General features: G+C 72.3%; 19 protein-coding genes and 1 pseudogene. 15 read left to right on the top strand and 5 right to left on the bottom strand.

Features of this window, described 5'->3' with window-relative positions; translation table 11 throughout:
• The first annotated feature begins 63 nt into the window (after window positions 1-63).
• The 5 genes from GA0115234_RS35505 to nudC all read left to right on the top strand — a co-directional run bounded on the left by GA0115234_RS35505 (window position 64) and on the right by nudC (window position 10,594).
• Window positions 64-498: an MGMT family protein gene (locus GA0115234_RS35505; RefSeq protein WP_305123122.1), complete on the top strand. Its 435-nt coding sequence runs from the start codon at window positions 64-66 to the stop codon at window positions 496-498.
• A gap of 320 nt (window positions 499-818) precedes the next feature.
• Entirely contained in the window at window positions 819-4,409 is a 3,591-nt protein-coding gene (locus GA0115234_RS35495; RefSeq protein ID WP_093549949.1) for an ATP-dependent helicase, read from the top strand.
• A 114-nt stretch (window positions 4,410-4,523) separates the two neighbouring features.
• Complete coding sequence (locus GA0115234_RS35490; RefSeq protein WP_093549947.1) at window positions 4,524-8,123, top strand: UvrD-helicase domain-containing protein; 3,600 nt, start codon at window positions 4,524-4,526, stop codon at window positions 8,121-8,123.
• 84 nt (window positions 8,124-8,207) lie between these two features.
• Window positions 8,208-9,602 carry a dipeptidase gene (locus GA0115234_RS35485; RefSeq protein WP_093549945.1) on the top strand — a complete coding sequence of 465 codons (1,395 nt, stop codon included), beginning with the start codon at window positions 8,208-8,210 and terminating at the stop codon, window positions 9,600-9,602.
• A gap of 44 nt (window positions 9,603-9,646) precedes the next feature.
• Entirely contained in the window at window positions 9,647-10,594 is a 948-nt protein-coding gene (gene nudC / locus GA0115234_RS35480) for an NAD(+) diphosphatase (protein ID WP_093549944.1), read from the top strand.
• Window positions 10,595-10,667: 73 nt separating this feature from the next.
• On the opposite strand, the gene GA0115234_RS35475 is transcribed toward nudC, so the two are convergent.
• The gene (locus tag GA0115234_RS35475) at window positions 10,668-10,922 is read right to left on the bottom strand and encodes a mycoredoxin (protein WP_093550433.1); all 255 of its coding nucleotides are present in this window, start codon (window positions 10,920-10,922) and stop codon (window positions 10,668-10,670) included.
• A gap of 307 nt (window positions 10,923-11,229) precedes the next feature.
• Here GA0115234_RS35475 and GA0115234_RS35470 point away from each other — a divergent pair, with 307 nt between their 5' ends.
• From GA0115234_RS35470 to GA0115234_RS35450, 5 genes are all read left to right on the top strand, one after another.
• Window positions 11,230-13,422, top strand: a complete 2,193-nt coding sequence (locus GA0115234_RS35470) for an ATP-dependent DNA helicase UvrD2 (protein ID WP_093549942.1) — start codon at window positions 11,230-11,232, stop codon at window positions 13,420-13,422.
• Between the two features lie 165 nt (window positions 13,423-13,587).
• Entirely contained in the window at window positions 13,588-13,926 is a 339-nt protein-coding gene (locus GA0115234_RS35465; protein ID WP_093549940.1) for a hypothetical protein, read from the top strand.
• 173 nt (window positions 13,927-14,099) lie between these two features.
• Window positions 14,100-14,468: a WhiB family transcriptional regulator gene (locus GA0115234_RS35460; RefSeq protein WP_093549938.1), complete on the top strand. Its 369-nt coding sequence runs from the start codon at window positions 14,100-14,102 to the stop codon at window positions 14,466-14,468.
• 32 nt (window positions 14,469-14,500) lie between these two features.
• Window positions 14,501-14,824, top strand: a complete 324-nt coding sequence (locus GA0115234_RS35455) for a hypothetical protein (RefSeq protein WP_093550431.1) — start codon at window positions 14,501-14,503, stop codon at window positions 14,822-14,824.
• 219 nt (window positions 14,825-15,043) lie between these two features.
• Window positions 15,044-15,259 carry a hypothetical protein gene (locus tag GA0115234_RS35450; RefSeq protein WP_093549936.1) on the top strand — a complete coding sequence of 72 codons (216 nt, stop codon included), beginning with the start codon at window positions 15,044-15,046 and terminating at the stop codon, window positions 15,257-15,259.
• Between the two features lie 154 nt (window positions 15,260-15,413).
• Here GA0115234_RS35450 and GA0115234_RS35445 read toward each other — a convergent pair whose 3' ends face one another.
• The gene (locus tag GA0115234_RS35445) at window positions 15,414-16,868 is read right to left on the bottom strand and encodes an ABC1 kinase family protein (protein WP_093549934.1); all 1,455 of its coding nucleotides are present in this window, start codon (window positions 16,866-16,868) and stop codon (window positions 15,414-15,416) included.
• A 41-nt stretch (window positions 16,869-16,909) separates the two neighbouring features.
• Window positions 16,910-18,055: a ThiF family adenylyltransferase gene (locus GA0115234_RS35440; RefSeq protein ID WP_093549932.1), complete on the bottom strand. Its 1,146-nt coding sequence runs from the start codon at window positions 18,053-18,055 to the stop codon at window positions 16,910-16,912.
• Window positions 18,056-18,274: 219 nt separating this feature from the next.
• On the opposite strand from GA0115234_RS35440, the gene GA0115234_RS35435 reads away from it, so the two are divergent.
• From GA0115234_RS35435 to GA0115234_RS35420, 4 genes and pseudogenes are all read left to right on the top strand, one after another.
• The gene (locus GA0115234_RS35435) at window positions 18,275-18,898 is read left to right on the top strand and encodes a M48 metallopeptidase family protein (protein WP_093549930.1); all 624 of its coding nucleotides are present in this window, start codon (window positions 18,275-18,277) and stop codon (window positions 18,896-18,898) included.
• Between the two features lie 107 nt (window positions 18,899-19,005).
• Window positions 19,006-20,681, top strand: a pseudogene (locus GA0115234_RS35430) (TerD family protein).
• A gap of 11 nt (window positions 20,682-20,692) precedes the next feature.
• Window positions 20,693-21,373 carry an AIM24 family protein gene (locus tag GA0115234_RS35425; protein WP_093549928.1) on the top strand — a complete coding sequence of 227 codons (681 nt, stop codon included), beginning with the start codon at window positions 20,693-20,695 and terminating at the stop codon, window positions 21,371-21,373.
• Window positions 21,374-21,391: 18 nt separating this feature from the next.
• On the top strand, window positions 21,392-22,147 hold the full coding sequence (locus tag GA0115234_RS35420) for an AIM24 family protein (RefSeq protein WP_093549926.1): 756 nt from the start codon (window positions 21,392-21,394) through the stop codon (window positions 22,145-22,147).
• A gap of 81 nt (window positions 22,148-22,228) precedes the next feature.
• Here the strand turns inward: GA0115234_RS35420 and GA0115234_RS35415 are convergent, their stop codons facing one another.
• On the bottom strand, window positions 22,229-22,774 hold the full coding sequence (locus GA0115234_RS35415; protein WP_093549923.1) for an NUDIX hydrolase: 546 nt from the start codon (window positions 22,772-22,774) through the stop codon (window positions 22,229-22,231).
• On the bottom strand, window positions 22,771-24,231 hold the full coding sequence (locus tag GA0115234_RS35410; RefSeq protein ID WP_093549921.1) for a zinc-dependent metalloprotease: 1,461 nt from the start codon (window positions 24,229-24,231) through the stop codon (window positions 22,771-22,773). Before GA0115234_RS35410 ends, GA0115234_RS35415 begins: the two co-directional genes overlap by 4 nt.
• 192 nt (window positions 24,232-24,423) lie before the next feature.
• Between GA0115234_RS35410 and GA0115234_RS35405 the strand changes: the two genes are divergently transcribed.
• Complete coding sequence (locus GA0115234_RS35405) at window positions 24,424-25,566, top strand: SDR family oxidoreductase (RefSeq protein WP_093549919.1); 1,143 nt, start codon at window positions 24,424-24,426, stop codon at window positions 25,564-25,566.
• Window positions 25,567-25,619 lie beyond the last annotated feature (53 nt).

Genomic DNA, 25,619 nt, shown 5'->3' with positions numbered 1-25,619 from the left:
CCCTGTGACCGGGCGCGCACGGACCGGGCCGGGATGTCGGTGGCGTACGGCAGGATGGGCGGGATGAGCCAACAGCGGACGAGCGGCGACGGGGCGGACGGGGACCGGACGGGCGGCGACCGCACGAGCCACGCACTGCCGGAGTACGCGGAGCGGGTCCTCGATGTCGCCGAGCTGATCCCGCCCGGCCGCGTCATGACGTACGGCGATGTCGCCGAGTGGCTGGGCGAGGGCGGCCCGCGCCAGGTCGGTCGGGTCATGTCGCTGTACGGGGCGGCGGTGCCGTGGTGGCGCGTGGTGCGCGCCGACGGGGCGCTGCTCCCGGGCCACGAGCTGCGGGCGCTGGACCACTATCGCGCGGAGAGCACCCCGCTGCGCGAGGCCTCGCGCGGGGCGGAGGGCCATCTGCCGCGCCTCGACATGAAGCGGGCGCGGTGGGACGGCGTCACCGCGGGCGGGGGCGCGGACCGGGACAAGGGCGGAGGTGCTCACACCTGACAGCTTCGGCCATCCGGCGGCACAGCGGGCGGCGCCGGGGCCGTACGACGTGCCCGAGGTACGGGAAGTGATCCGTGCCACGGTCCGTGACCTACGACATGTCGGTACCGACGGGACCTGTGACACGCGGTGTGACGAATCCCGCGACACGCGGTGCGAGGGCCTCCGCGACACGCGGCGCGACGGTGTCCGCGCTCCGGAACGTGACGAGGTACGCAGCGCACTCGTCCCCCGGGGCGTCCCCGCTGGCGTAGCTTCGTAGGTTCGCGGCGCGCACCGCACCCTCATCATCAGTACACCCACCAGGACCGGCGATCCACGTGAGCTCCTCCTCCACCACCCGGCACAGTCCGCACCGTCGGACACGGCAGCGGGCCTCGGGCGCGTACCGGCTGGTGCGCACTCCGCCGGGCTCCGTGGACCCTCCCCTCCTGGACGCAGCGCAACGCGCGGTGGTTGATCATTCCGGCGGCCCGCTCCTGGTGCTCGCCGGACCCGGCACCGGCAAGACGACCACGCTCGTCGAGGCGGTCGCCGCACGCATCGCGCGGGGCGGCGACCCGGCGCGCGTCCTGGTGCTCACCTTCAGCCGCAAGGCCGCCGTCGAGCTGCGCGACCGGATGGCCGCCCGTCTCGGCGCCGCCCGCGGTCCGCAGGCGACCACGTTCCACTCCTTCTGCTACGCCCTGGTCCGCGCGCACCAGGACGCCGACCTCTTCGCCGAACCGATGCGGCTGCTCTCCGGACCGGAGCAGGACGTCACCGTCCGCGAGCTGCTCGCCGGCCAGCTCGAACTGGAGCGGGACGGCTTCGCGCACATCCGCTGGCCCGACGAGCTGCGGGCCTGTCTGACCACGCGCGGCTTCGCCGACGAGGTACGAGCCGTGCTGGCCCGCAGCCGTGAGCTGGGCCTGGGCCCGGACGCGCTGGCCGCCTTCGCCCGCCGCACCGGCCGGCCGGACTGGGGCGCCGCCGCCGAGTTCCTCGCCGAGTACCTCGACGTGCTGGACGGTCAGGGGGTGCTGGACTACGCGGAGCTGGTGCACCGGGCGGTGCTGCTCGCGGAGCGCCCCGAGGTGTCGGCGCTGCTCGCGGGGCAGTACGACGCGGTGTTCGTGGACGAGTACCAGGACACGGACCCGGCGCAGGTGCGGCTGCTGCACGCGCTGGCCGGCAACCGGGGGAGCGCCCCGGGCGCCGGGGGCGGCCGGGACCTGATCGCCTTCGGCGACCCGGACCAGTCGATCTACGCGTTCCGGGGCGCCGATGTGAACGGCATCCTGGACTTCCCGGAAACGTTCCGGCGGGCGGACGGCGCCCCGGCCCCGGTCGGCGTGCTCACCACCTCGCGGCGTTCCGCCGGGCGGCTGCTGGCCGCCACCCGCCTGCTCACCCGCCGGATGCCGCTGACCCGGCTGCCCTCGGCGAAGGTCCGCGCCCACCGGGAGCTCGCCGCGGTCCGCGAGGGCGGCGGCGTGGAGGCGTACACCTATCCGACCGCGTCCACCGAGCTGGACCACATCGCCGATCTGCTGCGCCGGGCCCATCTGGAGGACGGCGTCCCGTGGAACGAGATGGCGGTGCTCGTACGGGCCGGAGGCCGCACGATCCCCTCGCTGCGCCGGGCCCTGACGGCGGCGGGCGTCCCCCTTGAGGTCGACGGGGACGACCTTCCCCTGCGCCACGAACCGGCGGTGGCCCCGCTCCTGACAGCCCTGCGCGCGGTCGCCACGGCGGCCCTGCGCCGGGGTGCGCCGGGCGCGGACGAGGAGGAAGAGGAGACCTCGTCGGGGGGTGGTGGAGGCGCGGAGGCGGCTCCGATGGCGGTCGGTGAAGGTGCGGAGGCTGCTCAGGCGGCGGAGAGCGACGGTGCGGAGGCTGCTCAGGCGGCGGAGAGCGATGGCGCGGAGGCGGAAGCCCCGGCGGCGGAAGCCCCGCCGGAGAACGAAGACCCGGAGCATGCCCCGGCAACGGCGACGGCGACGGCAACGGCTACAGCGACCGCAGCGGCGGCGGACGAACGCGCCGAGGTCTCCTCCTGGCTGGACACCGAGACCGCCCTGACCCTGCTCGCCTCCCCCCTCGGCTCCATGGACGCCGCCGACCTCCGCCGTCTCGGCCGGGCCCTGCGCGACGAGGAGCGGGCCGCCGGGAACCGCGTACCGGCGCCCTCCGGCGATCTGCTGGCCCGCGCGCTCGCGGAGCCGGAACGGCTCGTCACGCACGATCCGGCGTACGCCCGCGGTGCCCAGCGCCTCGGCGCGCTCCTGCGCAAGGCCCGCGAGCTCCTCGAAGGCGGCGGCACCGCGGAGGAGGCACTGTGGGAACTGTGGGCCGGCACCCCGTGGCCCGGCCGGCTGGAGCGTGCCGCCCTGCGCGGCGGCGCGGGCGGCCGCAACGCCGACCGCGACCTCGACGCCGTCTGCGCGCTCTTCGACACCGCCGCCCGTGCCGAGGAGCGCACCGGCGGGCGCGGCGCGCTCAACTTCCTGGAGGAGGTCGACGCCCAGGACATCGCCGCCGACACCCTCTCCCGGCGCGCGGTGCGCCCCGACGCCGTACGGCTGATGACCGCGCACCGCTCCAAGGGCCTGGAGTGGCGGCTCGTCGTCGTCGCGGGCGTGCAGGAGGGACTCTGGCCGGACCTGCGCCGCCGCGGTTCGCTGCTGGAGGCGGACCGGATCGGTCGCGACGGCCTGGCCGAACCCCTCACCCCCGGTGCCCTCCTCGCCGAGGAGCGCCGGCTCTTCTACGTCGCGGCGACCCGTGCCCGCGAACGCCTCGTCGTCACCGCGGTGAAGGCGCCAGCCGACGACGGCGACCAGCCGTCCCGCTTCCTCACCGAGCTCGGTGAGGAACCGCGCGACATCACCGGCCGCCCGCGCCGCCCGCTCGCCGTCGCCGCGCTCGTCGCCGAACTGCGCGCCACCACCGTCGACCCCGAGGCCTCCGAGGCCCTGCGCGAGGAGGCCGCCCGCCGCCTCGCCCGCCTGGCCGCGCTCACCGACGACGAGGGCCGGCCACTCGTACCCGCGGCCCATCCCCACCGCTGGTGGGGCCTGTACGAACCAACCCGTTCCGCCGTCCCGCTCCGCGACCGGGACCAGCCCGTGGCCCTCTCCGGCAGCGCGCTCGACCAGCTCGCCAACACCTGCGCGCTCCAGTGGTTCCTCGGCCGCGAGGTCAAGGCGGACGCCCCGGCGACGGCCGCGCAGGGCTTCGGCAACGTCGTCCACGTACTCGCCGACGAGGTGGCCTCCGGGCGTACCCCCGCCGATCTCGACGTCCTGATGGAGCGGCTGGACTCGGTCTGGGACGGTCTCGTCTTCGACGCCCCCTGGAAGTCCCGGCAGGAGAAGGAACAGGCACGGGCCGCCCTCGAACGCTTCCTGCGCTGGCACGTCATGGACCGCGCCGGCCGCACCCCCGCGGCGAGCGAGCACGACTTCGACGTGACACTGGCGGCGGGGGAGTACGAGGTGCGTATCCGGGGTTCCATGGACCGCGTCGAACAGGACGCCGAGGGCCGCGCCTACGTCGTCGACTTCAAGACCGGCAAGCAGTCCCCGACCAGGGACGAGGTCGCCCGCCACCCCCAGCTCGCCGTGTACCAGCTGGCCGTCCGGGAAGGCGCGGTCGACGAGGTCTTCGACGGCCGCCGCCCCGAGCCCGGTGGCGCCGAACTCGTACAGCTGCGCCAGCCCGCCGCCAAGAAGGAGGGCGGCGAAGCCCTCCCCAAAGTGCAGGCGCAGGAGCCCCTCAGCGGCGAATGGGTCCCCGAGCTGCTGGCCACCGCCGCGGGCCGGGTCCTGGACGAACGCTTCACCCCCACGACCGGCCAGCACTGCACGCACTGCGCCTTCCGGGCCTCGTGCAGCGCACAGCCGGAGGGCCGCCACATCCTGGAGTGAGCGAGGCCCGGGGGGCCGGCGGCCCTGGGCGATGCCGGTGGGGCCGGTGGGGCCAGGCGTTGCCGGTGGGTCCGGGGGCCGCACGTTGTCGGTGCGCCCGGTTAGCCTCGACGGGTGTCCTCACGTATCAACGATCCCGAGCAGCTCAAGGAGCTCCTCGGCATCCCGTTCACCCCGGAGCAGACGGCCTGCATCACCGCGCCGCCCGCCCCGCAGGTGATCGTGGCCGGAGCCGGGTCCGGGAAGACCACGGTGATGGCGGCGCGCGTGGTGTGGCTGGTGGGCACCGGCCAGGTCGCCCCCGAGCAGGTCCTCGGGCTCACGTTCACCAACAAGGCGGCCGGTGAGCTCGCCGAGCGCGTCCGCAGGGCCCTGATCGCGGCCGGGGTCACCGATCCGGACGCCATCGACCCGGACAACCCCCCGGGCGAGCCCAGCATCTCCACGTACCACGCCTTCGCCGGCCGGCTGCTCACCGAACACGGGCTCCGCATCGGGCTCGAACCCACCACCCGCCTCCTCGCCGACGCCACCCGCTACCAGCTCGCCGCCCGCGTACTGCGCGAGGCCCCCGGCCCCTACCCGGCCCTGACCAGGTCGTTCCCCACCCTCGTCAGCGATCTGCTGGCGCTCGACGCCGAGCTCGCCGAACACCTCGTACGCCCCGAAGAACTCGCCGAGTACGACACCGGCCTTCTGGCCACACTCGAATCGGCCCGGCTCAGCAACGCCGAGCTGCGCAAGATCCCCGAGACCGCCGAGGCCCGCCGCGAGCTGCTCCGGCTGACCCGGCGCTACCGCGAGGCCAAGAAGAGCCGCGACCTCCTCGACTTCGGCGACCAGATCGCGCTCTCCGCCGAGCTGGCCCTCACCCGCCCCGAGGTCGGCACGATCCTGCGCGACGAATTCCGCGTCGTCCTGCTCGACGAGTACCAGGACACCTCCGTCGCCCAGCGCCTCCTGCTCTCCGCCCTCTTCGGCAGCGGCCCCGAGGGCCCGACCGGGCACGCCGTCACCGCGGTCGGCGACCCCTGCCAGGCGATCTACGGCTGGCGCGGCGCGTCCGTCGCCAACCTCGACGACTTCCCGCGCCACTTCCCGTACGCCGACGGCACCCCCGCCACCCGTCACTCCCTCAGCGAGAACCGCCGCAGCGGCGGCCGGCTCCTGCACCTCGCCAACGGCCTCGCCGCACCGCTGCGCGCCATGCACGAGGGCGTCGAGGCACTGCGCCCCGCCCCCGGCGCCGAGCGCGACGGCACCGTCCGCTGCGCGCTGCTGCGCACCCACGCCGAGGAGATCGACTGGCTCGCCGACTCCATCGCCCATCAGGTGCGGACCGGCAAGGCGCCCGGTGAGATCGCCGTCCTGTGCCGCACCGCGGGCGACTTCCCGGAGATCCAGGCCGCGCTGGTGGCCCGCGACATCCCGGTCGAGGTCGTCGGCCTGTCCGGGCTGCTGCACCTGCCCGAGGTCGCCGATCTCGTCGCGGTCTGCGAGGTCCTCCAGGACCCGGGCGCCAACGCCGCCCTGGTCCGGCTGCTCACCGGCCCCCGCTGGCGGATCGGCCCCCGTGACCTGGCCCTGCTCGGCCGCCGGGCCCGGCTCCTCGTCCACCGTGCGAGCCACGGCGACGAGGACGTCGACCCCGACCGCCGTCTCGCCGAGGCCGTCGAGGGCATCGACCCGGCCGAGGTGATCTCGCTCGCCGACGCGCTGGACACCTTCCTCGAATCGGGCGGCGACGCGGACGACGGCCTTCCGTTCTCCGCCGGGGCCCGCGTCCGCTTCGCCCGCCTCGCCGCCGAACTGCGCGACCTGCGCCGCTCGCTGGCCGACCCGCTGATGGACGTGCTGCACCGGGTCCTGGCCACCACCGGCCTGGAGGTCGAGCTCTCCGCGTCGCCGCAGGCCCTGGCCGCCCGCCGCCGGGAGACCCTCGCCAATTTCCTCGATGTCGCGGCCCGCTTCTCCGCCGTCGAGGGCGAGGCCACGCTCCTCGCCTTCCTCGGCTTCCTGCGCACCGCCGTCCAGTACGAGAAGGGCCTGGACAACGCCCTGCCCGGCGGCGAGAACACCGTCAAGGTCCTCACCGCCCACAAGTCCAAGGGCCTGGAGTGGGACATCGTCGCCGTGCCCGGCCTGGTCACCGGCCAGTTCCCCAGCGGCCAGTCCCGCGATGCCTGGACCGCCCAGTCCAAGGTCCTCCCGCACGCCCTGCGCGGCGACCGGGCGACCCTCCCCGATGTGCACTCCTGGGACGCCAAGGGACTCAAGGCGTTCAAGGAGGAGATGAAGGAGCACCAGCACACCGAGGAGCTCCGCCTGGGCTACGTCACCTTCACCCGGCCCCGCACCCTGCTGCTCGGCTCCGGCCACTGGTGGGGCCCGTCCCAGAAGAAGCCGCGCGGCCCGTCCGGCTTCCTGCACGCGCTGTACGAGCACTGTGCGGCCGGGCACGGCGAGATCGAGGTCTGGACCGACGAACCGGCCGAGGACGAGGAGAACCCGGCGCTCGACGGGAAGACCGCCGACCTGGCGTGGCCGCTGCCCCTGGACGACATCGCGCTGACCCGCCGCCGGGCCGCCGCGGACACGGTGATGGCACACCTGGAGGCCCTGGCCACGACGGACGGGGCACCGGACGCGTCCGGGGAGACGCCCGCCGCCGCTCACGGCGATCGGCATGACGACGCCGCGTTCCCCGGTGAGGCGTTCCCCGACGACTGGGCGGACGACGAGGCTCCGTTCCCGGACGACGGGGCGTACGACAACGGGACGTACGACGACGAGGCCCCGCTCCCGGACGGGGCCCGGTACGCCGATGCAGGGTTTCTCGACGAGGCGGGGTTCCCCGACGATGCCGAGTCTCCCGACGACTGGGACGCACTGCCCACAGAACCCCCGCCCGCCGACGCTTCCGCGCCCCCCGCCCCGGTCCGTACTCCCGCGCCCCCCGCCCCCGCACCGCACGTCCCCGCGGCCCGCACCCCCGAGCCCGCCGGGGCGCACCGCCTCACCCCCGAGGAGGCCCGCACCCTCGCCTCCTGGGACCGCGACCTCGACGCCCTCGCCGGCGAACTGCGCCGCGCCCGCGCCACCGTGCGCGACGTCCTGGTCCCCGCGTCGCTCTCCGCCACCCAACTGCTGCGCCTCGCCGACGACCCCGACGGTTTCGCCCGGGAGCTGGCCCGCCCGATGCCGCGGCCGCCGCAGCCGGCGGCCCGCCGGGGCACCCGCTTCCACGCCTGGGTGGAGTCCCGCTTCGAGGAGCTGCCGCTCCCCATGCTCGGGCCCGACGAGCTGCCCGGCGGTGACGAGAACGACGCCGAGATCGCCGACGAGCGCGACCTCGCCGCGCTCAAGGAGGCCTTCGAGCGCACCCCGTACGCCCGCCGCACCCCGTACCGCGTCGAGACGCCGTTCCAGATCACCCTGGCGGGCCGGGTGATCCGCGGCCGCATCGACGCGGTGTACCGCACCGGGGACACCTACGAGATCGTCGACTGGAAGACCACCCGCGCCCACACCGCCGACCCCCTCCAGCTCGCGGTCTACCGCCTGGCCTGGGCGGAACTGCACGGCCTGCCGCTCACCGACGTCACCGCCACGTTCCTGTACGTGCGCAGCGGGGAGACCGTCCGCCCCGACCGCCTGCCGGGCCGGGCGGAGCTGGAACGGATCCTGCTCGACGAGCCGCCGCCCAGGCCGTAGGGCCCTGTCCGGCGGATCTCGGCCGCCCGGCGGGGCCACCGCGGGCGGGCGGACCCCGCCGGGCGAGGCACTAGGCTCAAGGACATGAGCGACACCCCGGACAGCGCCGTCCGTACGTACACCGAGCAGCACCGCACAGCCTTCCTGGACGACCTCGCCGACTGGCTGCGCATCCCGTCCGTGTCCGCCCAGCCGGAGCACGACGGGGACGTACGGCACAGCGCCGAGTGGCTGTCCGCCAAGCTCGAGGAGACCGGTTTCCCGGTCACCGAGATCTGGGAGACGCCCGGCGCCCCCGCGGTCTTCGCCCACTGGCCGTCCGACGACCCGGACGCCCCGACCGTCCTCGTCTACGGGCACCACGACGTGCAGCCCGCCGCCCGCGAGGACGGCTGGGACACCGACCCGTTCGAGCCGGTGATCCGCGACGGCCGGATGTACGGGCGCGGCGCCGCCGACGACAAGGGACAGGTGTTCTTCCACACCCTCGGCGTCCGGGCCCACCTCGCCACCACCGGCCGCACCGCCCCCGCCGTCAACCTCAAACTCCTGATCGAGGGTGAGGAGGAGTCCGGTTCGCCGAACTTCCGCGCCCTGGTCGAGGAGCGGGCCGGCCGGCTCTCCGCCGACGCCGTGATCGTCTCCGACACCGGCATGTGGGACGAGTCGACCCCCACGGTCTGCACCGGCATGCGCGGCCTCGCCGAATGCGAGATCGAGCTGTACGGCCCCGATCAGGACATCCACTCCGGTTCGTTCGGCGGCGCGGTCCCCAACCCGGCCACCGCCGTCGCCCGGCTCGTCGCCGCGCTGCACGACGCGGACGGCCGGGTCGCGATCCCCGGTTTCTACGACGGCGTGGCCGAACTCACCGACGCCGAGCGCGTCCTCTTCGCCGAGCTGCCCTTCGACGAGGCCACCTGGCTGCGCACCGCCAGGTCGCGCGCCGCATCGGGCGAGGCGGGCTACTCCACGCTGGAACGCATCTGGGCCCGCCCCACCGCCGAGGTCAACGGCATCGGCGGCGGCTACCAGGGCGCCGGCAGCAAGACGATCATCCCGTCCTCCGCCCTGGTGAAGATCAGCTTCCGGCTGGTCGCGGGCCAGGATCCCGACCGGATCCAGGACGTGGTCCGGGCCTGGGCCGAGGCACAGCTCCCGGCCGGTGTCGGGCACCGGATCACCTTCGCCCCGGCCACCCGCCCCTGTCTGACCCCGCTGGACCACCCCGCCCTGCAGGCCGTGGCCCGCGCCATGGGACGGGCCTTCGACCGGAAGATCCTCTTCACCCGCGAAGGGGGCTCGGGGCCCGCCGCCGACCTCCAGGACGTGCTCGGCGCACCCGTCCTCTTCCTGGGCATCTCCGTACCGTCCGACGGCTGGCACGCCCCCAACGAGAAGGTCGAGCTCGACCTCCTGCTCAAAGGCGTGGAGACGACCGCGCACCTGTGGGGCGAACTGGCCGCCGCACTCCGCTGAATCCTCTGAACACCCGATCCATCCCGGGGGAGTAGGAAGCACCTGTGAGCACCTTCGACAACGCCACCGCAGACCGGCCCATCGGCCTCACCGCGCCCAGCGGCATCGACCGCGCCGCGCACCACCGCCTCGACGAGGCCTGGCTGTCCGCCGCGTGGAGCCACCCGACCACCCGTGTGTTCGTCGTCTCCGGCGGCCAGGTGCTGATCGACGACACCGCCGACGGCGGTACGGAGATCGTCATGACCCCGGCTTTCGAGGCCCCGGTCACCGAGACCCACCGCTACTTCCTCGGCACCGACGAGGAGGGCGTCAGCTACTTCGCGCTCCAGAAGGACTCCCTGCCCGGCCGCATGGACCAGCCGGCCCGTCCGGCCGGGCTGCGCGAGGCGGGTCTGCTGCTCGGCCCGCGCGACGCGGGCCTGATGGTGCACGCGGTGGCGCTGGAGAACTGGCAGCGCCTGCACCGCTTCTGCTCCCGCTGCGGCGAACGCACGGTCATCGCGGCGGCCGGCCACATCCGCCGCTGCCCGGCCTGCGGCGCCGAGCACTACCCGCGTACCGACCCCGCGGTGATCATGCTGGTCACGGACGACCAGGACCGCGCCCTGCTGGGCCGCCAGGTGCACTGGCCCGAGGGCCGCTTCTCCACGCTCGCGGGCTTCGTCGAGCCGGGAGAGTCGATCGAGCAGTCCGTGGCGCGCGAGGTCTTCGAGGAGGCGGGCATCACGGTCGGCGAGGTCGAGTACATCGCCAGCCAGCCCTGGCCGTTCCCGTCGAGCCTGATGCTCGGCTTCATGGCACGGGCCACCTCGTTCGAGATCAATGTGGACGGCGAGGAGATCGAGGAGGCCCGCTGGTTCTCCCGCGAGGACCTGAAGGCCGCCTTCGAGTCGGGCGAGATCCTGCCCCCGTTCGGCATCTCGATCGCGGCCCGGCTGATCGAACTCTGGTACGGCAAGCCGCTCCCGAAGCCGGGCAGCGTCGGCTGACTCCGGCCCTGTACGTGAACGCCCCCTCCGGTGCTCGACCGGAGGGGGCGTTCACGTACGGCGGAAGGCGCGATCAGGCGGCGAGCGCCTGCTTCACCTGAGCCAGGGACGGGTTCGTCATGACGGCCTCGGCACCGGTGGAGCCGACCACCAGCACGGTGGGAACGGTCTGGTTGCCCCCGTTGGCCTTCTCGACGAAGGCAGCGGACTGCGGGTCGTGCTCGATGTTGATCTCGTTGTACGTAATGCCCTCGCGGTCCATCTGGCTCTTGAGCCGACGGCAGTAACCGCACCACGTGGTGCTGTACATCGTCACAGTGCCCGACATGTCTTCGCGCTCCTTGGTCTCGTCAGTCTTCCCGGACTCGCCTGCGGCCTTGCCGGACCAGTCCGTCCCGTCCGTCTCATCCGTCACGCGGAGAATCTGGACCGTGCGTCACCGCACGGAAGGGGAACGTACGCGAGGCGACCACCATTCCCACATTCCCGTTGCCGCCCCCGCGCAGGCACCAACCGTGGCTCCGCACCGGGCCACCCCACGTGAGGCATCGGGCCGCTCCGCATTAGTACGACGGATGCGGTCCCCCTGTGGACAACTTCCGCGTCCGTCTCTCCCGACCTGGCAGCATGGCAGAGTGACAGCAGCAACGCATTCCTCCCTCTTCCCACAGGTCCCCGAGTCGGCGGACGCCGTGCTCGACGGCCTGGACCCCGAGCAGCGCGAGGTCGCCACGGCCCTGCACGGCCCGGTGTGTGTGCTGGCCGGAGCCGGTACGGGCAAGACGCGCGCGATCACCCATCGCATCGCGTACGGAGTGCGCGCCGGGATACTCCAGCCCGGGAGTGTGCTGGCTGTCACGTTCACCAACCGGGCCGCCGGTGAGATGCGCGGACGGCTGCGCCAGCTCGGCGCGGGCGGTGTCCAGGCACGCACGTTCCACTCCGCCGCCCTGCGCCAGCTCCAGTACTTCTGGCCGAAAGCGGTCGGTGGCGATCTGCCCCGGCTGCTGGAGCGCAAGGTCCAGCTGGTCGCCGAGGCCGCGGCCCGCTGCCGCATCCGGCTCGACCGCAACGAGCTGCGGGACGTCAGCAGCGAGATCGAGTGGTCCAAGGTCACCCAGACCGTGCCCGCCGACTACCCGGCCGTGGTCGCGAAGACCCAGCGCGACGCCCCCCGCGATCCGGCCGAGATCTCCCAGATCTACGCCACGTACGAGGAGCTGAAGCGCGACCGTTCGGTGATCGACTTCGAGGATGTGCTGCTCCTCACGGTCGCCATCCTCCAGGACCGCCACGACATCGCCGACCACGTCCGCCGCCAGTACCAGCACTTCGTCGTCGACGAGTACCAGGACGTCAGCCCGCTCCAGCAGCGGCTGCTGGACCTCTGGCTCGGCGACCGGGACACCCTGTGCGTCGTCGGCGACGCCAGCCAGACGATCTACTCCTTCACCGGAGCCACCCCCGACCACCTGCTGAACTTCCGCACCCGCCACCCCCAGGCGACGGTGGTCAAGCTGGTCCGGGACTACCGCTCCACCCCCCAGGTCGTCCATCTGGCCAACGGCCTGCTCGGTCAGGCCCGCGGCCGCGCCGCGGAGCACCGGCTCGAACTGGTCTCCCAGCGCGAGCCCGGCCCCGATCCCGCCTACACGGAGTACGCCGACGAGCCCTCGGAGGCCGAGGGCACCGCCCGCCGGATCCGCGATCTGATCGCCGCGGGAGTCCCGGCCGGCGAGATCGCCGTGCTCTACCGGGTCAACTCCCAGTCCGAGGTCTACGAGCAGGCCCTGGCGGACGCGGGCGTGCCGTACCAGCTGCGGGGTGCGGAACGGTTCTTCGAACGGGCGGAGGTACGGGAGGCGGGGGTCGCCCTGCGCGGCGCCGCCCGTGCCGGGGGCAACGACTCCCTGCTCGACGACGCGGAGGGGCTGCCCGCGGAAGTGCGCGCGGTGCTCTCCACCAAGGGGTGGGCCTCGGAACCCCCCGCGGGCTCGGGGGCGGTGCGCGACCGCTGGGAATCCCTGGCCGCCCTGGTCCGGCTCGCCGAGGACTTCGAGCGGGCCAGGCCGGGCGCGACCCTCTCCGACCTGGTGGCGGAGCTCGACGAGCGGGCCGCCGCCCAGCACGCCCCCACGGTCCAGGGAGTCACCCTCGCCTCGCTCCACTCGGCGAAGGGCCTGGAGTGGGACGCCGTGTTCCTGGTCGGCCTGACCGAGGGCATGATGCCGATCACCTACGCCAAGACCGACGAGCAGATCGAGGAGGAACGCCGACTGCTGTACGTCGGCGTCACCCGGGCCCGCCTCCATCTCTCGCTGTCGTGGTCGCTCGCCCGCTCGCCCGGGGGCCGCGCCGGACGGCGCCCGAGCCGCTTCCTCAACGGCCTGCGCCCCGGCTCGGTGCCCATCGGCACGCGCGGCGCGGCCGGTGGCGGCGGGATCGAACGGGGTCCTGGACCGGTCCCCAAGCGCGTCCGCCGTGGCCCTGCCCGGTGCCGGGTCTGCGGCAGGACCCTCACCGACGCCGGCGAGATGAAGCTGATGCGCTGTGAGGACTGTCCCTCCGACATGGACGAGGCGCTGTACGAGCGGCTGCGCGACTGGCGGGCGGTCAGGGCGAAGGAGATCGGTCAGCCCGCGTACTGCGTGTTCACGGACAAGACACTGATGGCGATCGCCGAGGCCGTACCGGGCAGCGAGGGCGAACTGGCAGTGATCTCCGGGGTCGGCGCGCGGAAGCTGGGCCGGTTCGGGACCGCTGTCCTGGCCATTTGCGCAGGTGAGACGGTGGAGGAAGCGCTGGGGGAGACCGCTGACGAGATGTGAGAAAAACTCGTCGAAAAAATAGTTTGCGCCCGCCCCAGTCGTCACCATAGGTTCTTAACCACGGGAACAGCGACTTCTCTGAAGCCCTGGTCCTGTGCTGTACTTATCCGAATACGTAGGACCGGCCCGCCGGTCCGCCCGAGACGCCGAGAGGAGGCGATTGAAGTGATCAGCATCATCGAGACCAACAAAATGACCGATCTCTCGGTCGTCTCCGCCTGCTCGCTCGGCCTCGCCTGCTCTTCCGAGTCCTCGCTCCGTGGCACCGGTCTGTCCGGCATTTCCGCCGCCCGTCCGCTGTCTCCGGCGAGTCTCCCCGTGCAGGAGCGCAATGAGCGACCGGCTCAGGCACCGGCAGCAGCAGTAGCGAAGGGACAGGCCGCTCAGGCCTATGCCTTTGCGGCCGTCGGTGCGGGAGCGGAATCCGGCGCCAAGAAGCAGACGATGCAGCACCACACGATGTGGGCCTTCCGTGGGCCTGAACCCTGGAGTGATCCAGCCTGATCCACCATCAGGCCGGCGCCTTCAGGGCCGCGGAACCCCACTCGGGATCCGCGGCCCTTTTGTTTTGTCCAAACGGACGAGACAGCGCGAAGGAGCCTCGGGACAAGCAACACCCGGTACCAGCCGCCACCCGGCCAACAGGCCGGAACGACCAGACGAGGACACCACCCACCGTGCAACTCGAAGCGCACGCCCCGTCCGTACCGCCTTCCGACACGATCCCGCCGCCCGGCCTCACGGAGGACTCCACCTTGATCCCCCTCACCGCGCTCACCGCGCTCGACGACGCCATCGAGAACCTCGGCGTGCCCGTCCCGTGCCGCTCCTACGACCCCGAGGTCTTCTTCGCGGAGTCGCCCGCCGACGTCGAGTACGCCAAGTCCCTCTGCCGCACCTGCCCGCTCGTCGAGGCCTGCCTCGCGGGTGCCAAGGAGCGTCGCGAACCGTGGGGCGTCTGGGGCGGTGAGCTCTTCATCCAGGGCGTCGTCGTCGCTCGCAAGCGGCCGCGTGGCCGTCCGCGCAAGAACCCGGTCGCGGCGTGACCGCCGGACTGGGGGTCACGGCCCCCAAGCACATGAAGCGCATCGGAACCATCGACCGTCCCCACACCCACGATCCCCGAAATCAGGCAGAAATGTCCGTCCCCACCCATGAGCCCGTCGGCTCCGCAACACCGAACGTCACGATCATCGGCGCGAACGACTCGCGTCAGAACAGGACCCGCGAAATGCAACTCATCCCAGAAGCCCTGGCTCGTGCTCATATGCACGACCGCCTGAGGGAGGCCGACGTGCAGCGGCAGGCCGTGCGCCTGGTCAATGCGCGCCGGATGCAGCGCCGGGCCGAGCGCGCCTCGATGCGCGCCCGCCGGGCGCTGGCCATGGCAGTCATGCACTAGTCAGGCCGAACTCCAGCAGCACCCGCTGCCGGGCAGCCGCTCTCTGCCCGGCAGCGATCACTACCCATAGTCAGTACCCCTTCCGCGGGGCCGGTCCGCTCGGACCGGCCCCGCGGTCGTGCCGCGTGTCGTGCTGCGTGGTCGTGCTCCGTGACCGTGTCCCGCGGCGGTGCAGAGTGATGCCGCGCGCCATGGCGGCGACGGCGTTATCGTCACGAGGTGGACGAGGAGACACAGCACCGGACTCAGCAGCCCGCGCAGAGCGACGCCGCAGTCGTTGCCTGTGCCCTGTGCGGTACTGCCGCCGACAGCGAGGCCGCACCGCCTACCTGGATCTGCTCCGTGGAGAACGGCAGGCACCAGTACCTGTGCGAGGAGTGCGCCCGCACCCACATCAGGGCGATCGAGAGCCGCCTCGACTCCGCCTGGTGGTGACCCGCCCCGGCAGCGCCCCGCCCGGCAGCAACCTGCTCGATGGCGACCGGCCCGGCAGCGCCCGCGCGATGGCGACCGGCGGCACGGTGACTGGCCCGGCTGCGACCGGGCGTGCCGCCCCGGCGGGAACGCGACCGGGCCGGCAAGCCCCGGCCTACGCCCCGGAGGGCGCGTCGCCCGCCAACTCCTGCTCGGCCGACTTCTGCAGGGCCAACTCCTGTACCGCGGGCCCTTGCTTGTCCAGCCCCCGTTCGTCCTGCTCCTGCTCGTCTTGCGGCAGAAAACCCGGCAACCAGGACGCGAGTTCGTCGCGCAGCCGCACCGTCGCACCCAGTTGGCACAGCACCCCGATCGTGCTCAGCGTCACCCGGTGTATCAGCAGATAGGCGGGCGGCAGATTCAGCTGCCTGCCGAGCTGATGAGCGGGGGAGCGGGGATCCGCGATCCGCGCCGCCTGGTGGCGCATCCAGCTCCGGGTGAAGGTGAACTCCGCCACCTGTGCCGGCTCGATGATCGGGAGGAGGTAGTCGAGCACCGCATCCGGGTCGAGGTCGATCGAGTCCTTGACGAACCCCTCCTCGCGCAACAGCTCGTACACCGCATCCGCCTCGCCCGCCAGCGTCAGCCGCAGGGAGTCCCCGATGGTCTGCGGCAGGCCGCCCGGCAGCCGGTCCACCGTCCCGAAGTCCAGCACTCCGAGCCGCCACTCCCCGTCGCCGTCGCTCTCCTCGTCCGGAGGCAGCAGCCGGAAGTTGCCCGGGTGCGGGTCAGCATGCAGCAGCCCGGTGCGCGCGGGCCCCGAGAAGAGGAAACGAGCCAGCAGCTGACCGGCCCGGTCCCGCTGCGCAGGCGTGCCCTCCGCGATCACGTCGGCGAGCGGGACACCGTCCATCCACTCCGTCACCAGCACCTGGTCGGACTGGTGCACCACACCGGGGATCACCACATCCGGGTCGTCCGCGAACTCCTCGGCGTGATCCCGCTGCGACCGTGCCTCCTGCTCGTAGTCCAGCTCCTCCGAGACCCGGTCGCGCAACTCCGTGATGAGCGGTTTGATGTCCATCCCGGGGATCAACGGGCCGAGCAGCCGGGCGAACCTGCTGAGCTGGGTCAGGTCCGAGAGCAGCGCCTCTCCGGCGCCCGGATACTGCACCTTCACCGCGACGCTCCGTCCGTCGTGCCACACCGCCCGGTGCACCTGACCGATCGAGGCGGCGGCCGACGGCTTGTCCTCGAATTCGAGGAACAGCTCCCGCCAGTCCTCGCCGAGCCGTTCCGCCAGCACCGCGTGGACGGTGTCGCTGGGCAGGGGAGGCGCGGCTTCCTGCAGTTTGGTGAGCGCCGCCCGGTACGGTCCGGCGACCTCCTCGGGCAGGGCCGACTCGAAGACGGACAGGGCCTGCCCGAGCTTCATCGCCCCGCCCTTCAGCTCGCCGAGGACCTTGAACAACTGGTCCGCGGTGCGCTGCTGCACCTCCCGGGCGACCAGCTCCGCCGATTTTCCGCCGATCCGCTTGCCCAGACCCCAGGTGGCCCGGCCGGCGAAGCCCAGAGGCAGGGCGGCCAGCTTGGCGGTACGGGTGACCGCTTTCCGGGGTAGATCAGACATGAGCCCCTCCAAATCCCAGACTGCCGTACCGCGTGCGGCGGTTACCCGGCCATTGTGTCCTGCCTCGCCCCGGTCCCGGAGGAGCGCTCCCTCCTCGTGTGCCCGGCCGCTCCACAGGAGCAGTCGCGATGCGGTCCCATCCGCTCGGCCCGCCAGTCCAACAGCGGCAGTGCGGCCTCCCAACGGGTCCCCGTACTCGCGGGCAACTCCCCGTCCAGGAAGGACAGCGCATGGGCGGCTGCCAGCCCCGCCACCGCCGTCGCCAGGCCCAGATCGCAGGCCTGCACGGCGGTTCGCCGCCCGGACCGCCACTGCGACAGCATCCTGGTCCAGTCCTCGTCCCGGGCGGCGCGCTCCAGCGCCAGGCACCCGGCGCAGGCCGTACCCCCGGGCAGGACCAGGGGGCCGACGACTCCCGTCGCCTCCATCACTCCGGCGTAGAGATGAGGAGTCCCCGACGCGATCCACGGTTCGGCCGACCGGGGGTCGGGGGCGTATGCCGCGAGGCCGTCGCGGGGAGCCACCACGACCAGCGACAGTCCCGGCTCGCCGCCGGCTGGGGAACCCGCCGTCTCCGTCGCCCGGGGAGCCGCCCCCGCGGCGGATCTGCGCACCAACTGCCGGGCGGCGGTATCCCTTCGTTCCCCGACGGCCGTCGGCGGAAGCCCTCCGGGCGAGACGTCCCACGGCTCGGTGTGTCCGCCGTCCAGAACCTCCACCCGACCCACCCCGGACCCGGACAGCACCGCCGCGATCGCGGCCCCGACCCGTCCGGCGCCCCGCACCTGGACCCGCATCGCCCGGCGGGCCGCCAGCCGCCGCATCCCGCCGCCCGGTTCGGGATGGACGAGGGAGAGCGAGGCCAGATCGGGGCGGTGCCGGTCCAGCGCACCGGGACGGTTCCGTAACGCGTCGGTCTCCGGGCCGGCGGCCCGTACATCATCGATCAGCCCCGCGCTAGCCAATCGGCCGACCAAGGTGTCGACCTGATGGTCCGACAGGTCCAGCGTGCGGGCTTCCTCGCGCAGCAGCGGCAGGCCGCGTGTTCCGTCGAGCAGTTCCAGAAAACTGCCCGTGGCGATATCCAGCGGGCCGAACTTCACCGCGTGGGCGTGAGTCACCCCGAATTGCACGGTTCCTCGGCTGCGCCATGCGCGGCGCAGTGCGGGCTTCAACATCGGATGCACGGCTACCCCCGGTCTGTGTTCCTTGATCCGTTGTGTGTGGGCCGCGGCCCGGATCTTCGCGAGATCCGTTGCCAGAATGCAGGCAGGCGTCGAAGCGTGCGGAAAGTTATCCACAGGCATGGGGTATTAGTCGTTCAAATGGCGCATGCCGTGGAGTGGATCAAGGCGAACCGTCCCGGAGGCGGGACTTCCCGCACGGACAGCGGGTAACGTCGTGGCGTGCCCGCCGACCCGTCACCCGGATTCGCCGGGGAGACCTCCACGCGCAGTGCCGGAACCCAGCAGCGCGGCGCGGCGGACCGTCCGCCCCGCGCCCCCGCAACGAGCGCGGTCGAGGTCCGCAGGAGCAATCGCCGCAGCAGAACGGTCTCCGCGTACCGGGAGGGCGACCGCACCATCGTGCTCATCCCGGCCCGGATGTCGGAGGCCGAGGAGCGGCGCTGGGTGGGCGTCATGCTCGACAAGCTCGCGGCGCAGGAGAGCAAGCGCGTCTTCGGCGACGGCGAACTCGCCGAGCGGGCCGAGCGGTTGTCCGCCCAGTACTTCGAGGGCCGGGCCAGGCCGGCTTCGGTGCGGTGGGTGACCAACCAGAACACCCGATGGGGGTCCTGCACCCCGGCCGAGGGCAGCATCCGCCTCTCGCACCGGCTGCAGGGCATGCCCGAGTACGTCGTCGACTACGTACTGGTCCACGAGCTGGCCCACCTGCTCGTCCCCGGTCACGGTCCGCGCTTCTGGCGGCTGCTGGAGGCGTATCCGCGCACCGAGCGGGCACGCGGTTATCTGGAGGGCGTGGTCGCCGCCGACCGGCTGCCCCATCTGCCCGCCGCGCGTGGTGAGTGACGTTCACCGATTCTGTACCGGGTGTGTACCGGCTTGGCTCGATGTCGGCGTTTGCGGTTAGCCTGACGCGACGCATTCACCTTCGGGATGGGGGACGGTCGTTACGCATGGCCAGGGAATTCCAGCGCGGCCACAAGGCCAAGATCAGCGATCTCACACCGGGGACGGATCTGTACGTAGGTGTGCAGATCGCCGGCCAGGGACTGACCTTCGACATCAGTTGTTTCGGTCTCGATGTCAATGAGCAGCTCTCCGACGACCGGTATTTCATCTTCTTCAATCAGCCTAAATCGCCCGAGGAGTCCATTCAGCTTCTCGGCGCCCAGGCCGGCGACACCGAGTCGTTCCGCGTCACCCTGGACCGCATTCCGGCGAACATCCACAAGCTGTCGTTCACCGCGACGGTCGACGGGGCCGGGCAGATGTCCCAGGTCGGCCCGGGATACATCCGGATCGTCGCGGGTGGCGAGGAAGTCGTCAGGTACGCCTTCAACGGTTCGGAGTTCACCACCGAGCGTGCGGTGATGCTGGGCGACTTCTATCTGAAGGATGTCTGGCGGTTCGCCGCGGTCGGCCAGGGCTTCGACGGCGGCCTCGAGGCGCTGCTGAAGAACTTCGGCGGCGAGGTCGCCGAGGAGGAGCCCGCCGCACCGCAGCCGCAGGCAGCGGTTCCGTCGTTCGCCCCGCCCGCCCAGGCGGCCGCCCCGGCCCCCGCCCCGTCCTTCGGCGCCCCGGCCGCACCGCAGCCGCCGCAGGCTCCGCAGCCGGCTCCGGCCTTCGGCGCTCCGCCCGCCCCCGCCCCCGCCCGGCCCCCACGCCGCAGCAGCAGATGCATGCCGCGCCGACGATGGCGGCGCCGCTGGCACCGCACGGTGGCATGGTGCCGCCGCCCGCCCCCGCCCCCGCTCCGTTCGGGCAGCCCGGCCAGCCGCCCCAGCAGCCGCAGTTCGGGCAGGTCCCCGGCCAGGCGCCCCCTGCCGCCCCCTACGGCCAGCAGCCTCCCGGTCCCTACGGCCAGCAGGCCCCGGCCCCGTACGGTCAGCAGCCCCCCGGAATGCAGCCTCCGGGAACGCAGCCGCCCGGTATGTCCCAGGGCGTGCCGCAGGGGCTGCCGCAGGCCGGTGCCGGTCTCCAGGCGGCGCTCCAGCTGTACAAGGAGACGCCCACCGGACAGCGTTGGACCCCGCAGAACCAGAAGCTCATGCGGGTCGACCTCACCATGGGTGACACGCCCGTGCTCGCCCGCCAGGGCAGCATGGTGATGTACCAGGGCAAGGTCGACTTCGGCTACAAGGGCGCCGGCTTCGCGGGCCGTATCGTCGGCAACGCCACCGGCCAGGAAATGCAGCTGATGCGCTGTACCGGCCGCGGACAGATCTTCTTCGCCGAGGACGCCTCCCATCTGCACGCCATCGAGCTGCAGGGCGACGGCATCTGCGTCTCCGCGGAGAACGTCCTCGCCTTCGACGAGACACTCCAGTACGAGGTCCGCAGGATCGAGGGCCACGGCATCCCCGGCGGCGCCCTGTTCACCATGCAGTTCCAGGGCACCGGCACGGTCGTCGTCAAGACCCACGGTGTCCCCGTCGTCCTGCCCGTCACACCGACGACCTTCGCCGACTGCAACGCCGTCGTCGCCTGGTCGTCCGCCTCGCAGGTGATCATCTCCAGCCAGGTCCGGCTGCGCCGCAACGCCTACCCGGGGCACAGCGGAGAGACCGTGAACCTCCAGTTCCGGGGTGCCCCCGGCAACTTCATCGTCGTCCAGCCCTACGAGGTCTGAGGGAGCCCGTCATGAACCAGCAACTCACGGGCTACGCCCCGACCCCCGTCACGGCCCGCATGGAGAACCACGGCAGCACGATGCTCAGGGTCGCCATGGCCACCGGCCAGGACCTCTACGCACGTACCGGTTCGATGGTCGCCTACGAGGGCTTCATCCAGTACGAACCCAACCCGCCGGCCGTCCGCCAGATCGCCTCCCAGTGGATCACCGGCGAGGGCGCACCGATCATGAAGTGCTCCGGGGACGGGCTGCTCTACCTCGCCGACTACGGCGCCGATGTGGTCGTCATCAACCTCAACAACGACTCCCTCTCGGTCAACGGCACCAACGTCCTCGCCTTCGACGGCCACCTCACCTGGGGCGTGGAGCGGGTCAAGGGCCTCGCCAAGTTCGCCGGTCAGGGCCTGTGGAACGTCTGCATCTCGGGCACCGGCTGGGTCGCCATCACTTCGCGCGGCACGCCGATCGTCGTCGACTGCGGACGCGGCGAGGACGAGACCTACGTCGACCCGGACGCCCTGGTGGCGTGGTCCCCGAACCTCAAGGTGAAGGGCAAGCGCAGCTTCAAGGCCTCCTCGCTCATCGGGCGGGGCAGCGGCGAGGCGTACCAGATGGCGTTCTCCGGCCAGGGCATCGTCGTCGTACAGCCGAGCGAGGACAGTACCGACCGCCTGCGGGTCCGGAACTGACGGGGAGGAGAACACACCATGCAGAGTCCACTCTTCAGCTACACGGAACAGCAGTCCCAGGACCGGTACACCATCCAGAACCCGCAGCTCCTGCGGGTCTCACTGACCGGCCACGACGACGTCCTCGCACGCAAGGGCGCCATGGTCGCGTACCAGGGTCTGATGGAGTTCGACGGCGAGTACCAGTCGCACGGGCAGCGCCGCGCCCGCGCGAGCACCGGTGAGGGCCTCGACCTGATGCGCTGCTCCGGGCAGGGCACCGTCTTCCTCGCCAACCTCGCGCAGCACATCCACGTGGTGGACGTCGACCACGACGGCATCACGGTGGACAGCGCCTACGTCCTGGCGCTGGACTCCTCGCTGCACACCGAGGTCATCGCGGTGGACAGTCAGTACGGGATCTCGGGCACGGGGAAGTACCAGCTCAACATCTCCGGCACCGGCAAGGTCGCTCTGATGACCTCGGGCCAGCCGCTGATGATGCAGGTCACGCCGGACAAGTACGTCAACGCCGACGCCGATGCGATCGTCGCCTGGTCCAGCTCGCTGCGGGTGCAGATGCAGGCCCAGACGCACTCCTCGGGTGTCTGGCGGCGGCGCGGGAACACCGGCGAGGGCTGGGAGCTCAGCTTCCTCGGCCAGGGCTTCGCCCTGGTCCAGCCGAGCGAGGTGCTGCCTCCGCAGGGCCACGAGATCGGCCAGGGCATCCGGGCCCAGTACGGGATGGGGCAGCAGGGCGCCCACGGCCAGAACCAGAACAACTCCTGGAACTGAGCCACCGCGCACCGGCAGGTACGGAACGGGTGAGGGGCGGTCTCCGCGGAGACCGCCCCTCACCCGTTCCGTAATTCGTCCCTACCGGCGGTCCAGCGCGGCGCGGGCGCGTTCCATCAGCCGTACGACCGAGGTGTCGGCCACCGAAGCGACCTCCTCGTACGCGAACCAGCGCAGGTCCAGCGACTCGTCGCTGATCTGCTCCGTCGAGCCGGAGGGCGCCAGCGCGGCGTACTGCACATCCAGATGCCAATGGCAGGGCGCGGGGATCGCATGGCGGTCCAGCCGCACCGGGCCGCCCGCGAGCAGGGTCAGGCCGGTGATGCCGGACTCCTCGGTCGCCTCCCGCAGCGCCGCGTCGGCGAGCGAGGCGTCCTGCGGCTCGCAGTGACCGCCCATCTGCAGCCACATCCGGAGCTTGCGGTGGAGGGTGAGCAGCACCCGGCCGCGCTCCGGGTCGATGACCAGCGCGCTGGCCGTCAGATGACCTGCTCCGCAGGCCTTCCACATGCCGTCGGGATGCTGTGCCAGGTGGTCGAGATAGACCTGGCGCAGCTCACCCTGGGCCGGGTCCGCCGGGTCGTCGTACCCCTTCAGCACGAGGGCGGCGTCGTCGTGCAGGCTCACCGGTCGCTGTCGCCCTTGCCGTCGTCCTCGCGGCCCTCGGCCTCCCCGGTCCCGGGCGAGTCCTTGCCGTCCGCCTCCGCGGCGGGCTTCTGCGGGCCCTTGGCGGCCTCGCCGAGCATCTTGTCCAGCTCGGAGAAGTCCAGCTGCTCGTGGTGGACGAAGCCGTCCGGATCGTCCAGGTCCTGGGCCGTCGGCAGCATGTCGGGGTGCTCCCACAGGGCGTCGCGTCCGTCGAGACCGCGCGCGTCGGTGAGGGACGCCCACAGGCGCGAGGCGTCACGCAGCCGCCGCGGGCGCAGCTGGAGGCCGATGAGCGTGGCGAAGGTCTGCTCGGCGGGACCACCGGAGGCACGGCGCCTGCGCATCGTCTCGCGCAGCGCGTCCGCCGAGGTCAGGCGGGACTTCGCGGCCTCGTGGACCACGGCGTCCACCCAGCCCTCGACCAGGGCGAGCGCCGTCTCCAGCCGGGCCAGGGCGGCCTTCTGCTCCGGGGTGTCCTCCGGCTGGAACATGCCCTGCTGAAGAGCGTCCTGGAGCTGCTCGGGCTGCGACGGGTCGAACTGGCCGACCACGTCCTCCAGCTTGCTGGTGTCGACCTTGATGCCGCGCGCGTAGCCCTCGACGGCGCCGAACAGATGCGAGCGGAGCCACGGGACGTGGGCGAAGAGGCGCTGGTGCGCGGCCTCGCGCAGCGCGAGATAGAGCCGCACCTCGTCCTGCGGCACGCTGAGGTCCTTGCCGAACCTCTCCACGTTCAGCGGGAGCAGCGCGGCCTTGCCCGCCGGGCCCAGCGGCAGGCCGATGTCGGTCGAACCGACCACCTCGCCCGCCAGCACGCCGACGGCCTGCCCGATCTGCTGGCCGAACATCGCGCCGCCCATCGACCGCATCATGCCGATCAGCGGGCCGGCCATGGCCTGCATCTCCTCGGGCAGCACATCGCCCATGGCGAGGCCGACCCGCTCCGCCACCGGGTCGACCAGCTTCTGCCAGGCCGGAAGGGACGCCTCGACCCACTCCGCACGGCTCCACGCCACGGTCGAGACGGAACCGGAGGGCAGCGACGTCACGCCGTCCAGCCACAGGTCGGCGAGGCGCAGCGCCTCATCGACCGCGGACTGCTCGGACGGGCCGACACTGGCGTCCTTCGTGCCGTCCGGCGTGCCCTGCGAGACCGTCTGGCGGGCGATCTGCTTGGCCATGTCCCAGTTCACCGGGCCGCCCTCGTAGCTCAGCATCTGGCCGAGCTGCTGGAAGGCGGCACCCAGGTCATTGGGGTTCATCGAGCCGAACATCGCCGCGAACGGGTTGTCCCCGCCCGCGCCCGGCCCGAAGCCGAACGGGTTGGCCGGCCCGCCCGAGCCCTGCCCACCTCCGGTGGGGTCCTTCTTCTTGCCCTCGTCGCCGTTTTCCGGCTCCTCCGGCGGAAGGCCGAATCCGAATGGGGTGTCACTCACGGGTTTCCTCGGCTCGTAGGGCCGCCGGCTCGAACCGACGGCGACTGCCCGACATCACCATCCAGCGTAGACACCAAAAGTCCGCTCAGGGCCTCAGTGCTCCGCCGGCTCCCGGCCTGCGGCAGGATGGACGCCACCTGGTACGCACGCGTCATTCGGGTACGTACTGAAGACAACCGCTGGAGACGCCCGGTGAGTTCCCCAGATCCTCAGGTTCGCGCAGCGCGAAACCTGTCCGCCCCCTCGACCGAGAACAAACCAGAGAAGAGCCGTTCCAGGAACCGTGGCCCCGTCGTCGCGGTCACCGGAGCCGCGGGGGGCGTGGGCGCGCTGCTCACCGCACGCCTCGCGGCCTCCGAGGAGATCAAGCAGGTCATCGCCATCGACGAGCGCCGGGGCGAGGTCTCCGGGGCGACCTGGCACATCCTCGATGTCCGCGACCCCGCCATCGCGGAGAAGCTGCGCGGCGCAGATGTCGTGGTGCATCTCGCACTCGACCTCGACCTGGAGACCGACCCCGCCGCCCGCACCGCGTACAACGTGCGTGGCACCCAGACCGTGCTGACGGCCGCCGCCGCCGTCGGCGTGCACCGGGTCGTGCTGTGCACCTCGGCGATGGTCTACGGGGCGCTGCCCGACAACGACATCCCGCTCGCCGAGGACGCCGAACTGCGCGCCACGGCCGAGGCCACCGGCGTCGGCGACCTCCTGGAGATCGAACGGCTCGGCCGCCGCGCGCCCCGCGCCCACCCCGGACTCAATGTGACCGTGGTCCGGCCCACCGTCCTGGTCGGCGGTACGGACACCGCGCTGACCCGCTACTTCGAGTCGCCGCGCCTCCTGGTCGTCGCCGGATCGCGTCCGGCCTGGCAGTTCTGCCATGTCGACGACCTGGTCACGGCCCTGGAGTACGCCGCGCTGGAGAAGATCGACGGCGAGTTCGCGGTCGGCTGCGACGGCTGGCTGGAGCAGGAGGAGGTCGAGGAGCTCAGCGGCGTCCGCCGGATGGAGCTGCCCTCCGCCGTGGCCCTGGGCGCAGCCGCCCGGCTGCACCGGATCGGCCTCACCCCGTCCCCGGCGGGCGACCTGGCGTACACGATGCACCCCTGGGTGGTCAGCGTGAGCCGGCTGCACGATGTGGGCTGGCGCCCGAGCTGGACCAACGAGGAAGTGCTCGCCGCGCTCCTCGAAGAGGTGGAGGGCCGGCACACCGTCGCCGGACGCCGCCTCGGCCGTAAGGACGCCACCGCGGCCGGTGCCGCCGGTGCGACCGTGGCGCTGCTCGGCACCGCCGCCCTGGTCCGCCGCGCCCGCAAGGCCCGCCGCCGTATCTGAGGGCTGTCGTGGCCGCGCGCCCGCGGGGCTTCTGTAGAAGGCTCCAAGGTCAG

Source organism: Streptomyces sp. DvalAA-43 (genome assembly GCF_900091725.1).
Lineage (GTDB): Bacteria > Actinomycetota > Actinomycetes > Streptomycetales > Streptomycetaceae > Streptomyces > Streptomyces pulveraceus.
Note: the sequence above shows the minus strand (reverse complement) of the source record. Positions and strands in the feature narration are given on the sequence as shown.

Excerpts from the sequence above, each read along its gene's own strand:
- GA0115234_RS35505 (WP_305123122.1), top strand. The coding sequence starts at position 64 with ATGAGCCAACAGCGGACGAGCGGCGACGGGGCGGACGGGGACCGGACG.
- GA0115234_RS35475 (WP_093550433.1), bottom strand. The coding sequence starts at position 10,922 with ATGTCGGGCACTGTGACGATGTACAGCACCACGTGGTGCGGTTACTGC.
- GA0115234_RS35420 (WP_093549926.1), top strand. The coding sequence starts at position 21,392 with ATGCAGAGTCCACTCTTCAGCTACACGGAACAGCAGTCCCAGGACCGG.
- GA0115234_RS35445 (WP_093549934.1), bottom strand. The coding sequence starts at position 16,868 with ATGTCTGATCTACCCCGGAAAGCGGTCACCCGTACCGCCAAGCTGGCC.
- GA0115234_RS35485 (WP_093549945.1), top strand. The coding sequence starts at position 8,208 with ATGAGCGACACCCCGGACAGCGCCGTCCGTACGTACACCGAGCAGCAC.
- GA0115234_RS35455 (WP_093550431.1), top strand. The coding sequence starts at position 14,501 with ATGAAGCGCATCGGAACCATCGACCGTCCCCACACCCACGATCCCCGA.
- GA0115234_RS35425 (WP_093549928.1), top strand. The coding sequence starts at position 20,693 with ATGAACCAGCAACTCACGGGCTACGCCCCGACCCCCGTCACGGCCCGC.